Origin of the sequence: Flavobacterium sp. (assembly GCF_044377315.1) — a bacterium.
Classification (GTDB): domain Bacteria; phylum Bacteroidota; class Bacteroidia; order Flavobacteriales; family Flavobacteriaceae; genus Flavobacterium.
In genome coordinates this window covers 1-2,875 of sequence record NZ_JBILJG010000056.1, presented here as the reverse complement: position 1 = coordinate 2,875, position 2,875 = coordinate 1, and the positions used below count along the sequence as shown (strand labels likewise).

Here is a 2,875-nt window from a genome sequence, read left to right as displayed (position 1 = left end):
GATGAAACTGATGAAACTTTCAACGTAGCTATTACAACTACTTACACCGAAACTATAAATATAAACGATACTGCAATAGGTACAATTATTGATAATGACCCTGCTCCAACTATTACTATTGGAGATGCTTCTAATAATGAAGGATCTCCTATTTCATTCCCTATTACTTTAAGTAATCCTTCTTCGCAAGATATTACTATCACTTTCAACTTAACTAACGGAACTGCTGGTAATGATGATTATACTACAACACCTGTAACTATTACTATTCCTGCTGGACAAACTACGGGAACTGTTGTCATACCAACTGCAGATGATGTTGTTGACGAACCTGCTGAAAATTTTACTGTTACTATTGGAATAACTTCTGGTGGACCCGTAGGAGCAACTACTGATACTGCTACTGGAACTATTGTAGATAATGACATAACTCCTATTGTAACTATTACAGGAGCAACTGTTACCGAAGGAAGTCCGGTTACATTTACTGCTACACTTTCTATTGCAAGTTCTTTACCAACAACTATTAATGTTGTGACTAATTCTGGAACAGCTTCTAACAGCGATTTTACTCAAATTAATGCTACGCCAGTTACAACTATTACCATCCCTGCTGGAGCACTTTCTACAACTATTAGTGTGCCAACTATTGATGATGCTATTATTGAGAGTCAAGAACTATTTACTCTTGTGGGAACTATTACTTCTACTAACGTAAATATAGTTGGATCAACAACTACTGGAACTGGTACAATTAATGATAACGAAGATACTTTAGTTATTACCGTTGCTGATGCTTCTGCTACCGAAGGAAATACTATAACTTTCCCTGTTACTCTTAGTAATCCGGTTGCGGTGCCAACTACTTTTACGTTCAATCTTACTAACGGTACGGCTGGTAATTTAGATTACACAACTACGCCTGTTACTATTACAATACCCGCTAATACAACTTCGTCTTCTTTTACTGTACAAACTACAGCTGATACAATTGATGAAACTGATGAAACTTTCAACGTAGCTATTACAACTACTTACACCGAAACTATAAATATAAACGATACTGCAATAGGTACAATTATTGATAATGACCCTGCTCCAACTATTACTATTGGAGATGTAACAATAGATGAAGGAAATATAGCAAATGTACCTGTTACGTTATCTAACCCAAGTTCGGTTGATACTGAAATTACAATTATAACAACAAATGGTACAGCGACTTCTCCAAATGACTACATAGCAATATCAACAACAACAATAACTATTCCTGCTGGACAAACATCTATTTTATTGCAAGTAACTTCAGTTGAAGATGCTATTGATGAATTAAATGAAAATTTAAATGTTGAAGGAACAGTAACTTCTGGAAATACATCAAATGCAAGCGATTTTGGAATAGTAACTATTACAGATGATGACAATGCTCCCATCTTTAGTATTGCTAATGCTTCTGCTAATGAAGGTACTAATGTTATATTTATAGCTACATTATCAAATCCAAGTTATTTACCAACTACAATTTTAGTTTCAACTACATTAAATACTGCAGGTGTTTATCCAGCTTCAAATTCAGATTTTACAACGGTAATTACTACTATTACAATTCCTGCTGGTCAATTAACAGCAACTGTAAGTGTTGCTACAATCAATGATTCTACAGATGAACCAGATGAAACATTCTTACTAAATGGAACTGTAACATCCGAAAATACAAATAATGTAAATGATAGTGCTGTAGGTACAATAATAGATATCGATGGTGTTCCTACGTTTTCAATAGATGATGTAACAATTATAGAAGGAAATGTTGCAATTGTTACTGTTTCTATATCTAATCTAAGTTCAGTTGATACAGTTATAAATATAACAACTTCGAATGGAAGTGCAATAGCACCAGATGATTATACACCATTAACAACTATAGTAATTATTCCTGCTGGACAAACAACTACAACGGTTTCAATTCCAACAGCAAATGACTTAATAGATGAACCTACGGAAGCATTTACTGTCAATGGTAATGTAACTTCTAGTAATACATCTAACTCAAATGATACAGGTATTGTTACAATTACTGATAATAACCCGTTACCTACTTTTACAATTAGTGATGTTACAGTTATTGAAGGTGATTTAGCAACTGTTACAATCTCATTAACAAACCCAAGTTATCTTGATACTGTAATTGACATTTTAACTACAGAAGTTTCAGCTACATCTGCTGAAGATTATATTGAAGTTACGACAACTATAACGATACCTGCCAGTCAAACTACTACTACTATTTTAATAACAACAGTTGAAGATGGAATTAACGAACCATCTGAAATCTTAAATGTCAATGGTACATCAACTTCAGGAAATACTGCAAACAATAATGATTCAGGAACAGTAACAATTACTGATGACGATCCTAAGCCAATTTTTACAGTAAGTGATGTTACCGTAGAGGAAGGTGATATAGCAAATGTTATTGTATCATTATCTGGACAAAGCTCTGTTGATACTGTTATTGCTATTGTGACAACAAATGTTACAGCGACTTCACTAGAAGATTACACAAGTGTTACAACTACAATTACAATACCTACTGGACAATTAACAGCTTCTATTTCTATTCAAACAGCTTCTGATAATATTGATGAGCAAAACGAAACGTTTTCTGTAGATGGAACTGCAACATCTGGTAATACTTCAAATACAAATGATTCAGGTACAGTAACTATAATAGATGACCCAGCTGACACGGCAACTTTCAATGTTGAAGATGTAACTGTGGTTGAAGGAATAACTGCTTTGGTAAACGTTACTTTATCTAATCCAAGTTCGGTTGATACTGTACTAAACATTGTTTCTTCTAACGGAACTGCAA

Annotated in this window: 1 protein-coding gene; it reads left to right on the top strand. The window is 33.8% G+C overall.

Features of this window, described 5'->3' with window-relative positions:
* Positions 1-2,875: beta strand repeat-containing protein (locus tag ACIQ66_RS11395; RefSeq protein ID WP_396212917.1), on the top strand; the 2,875-nt coding region annotated here is incomplete at both ends.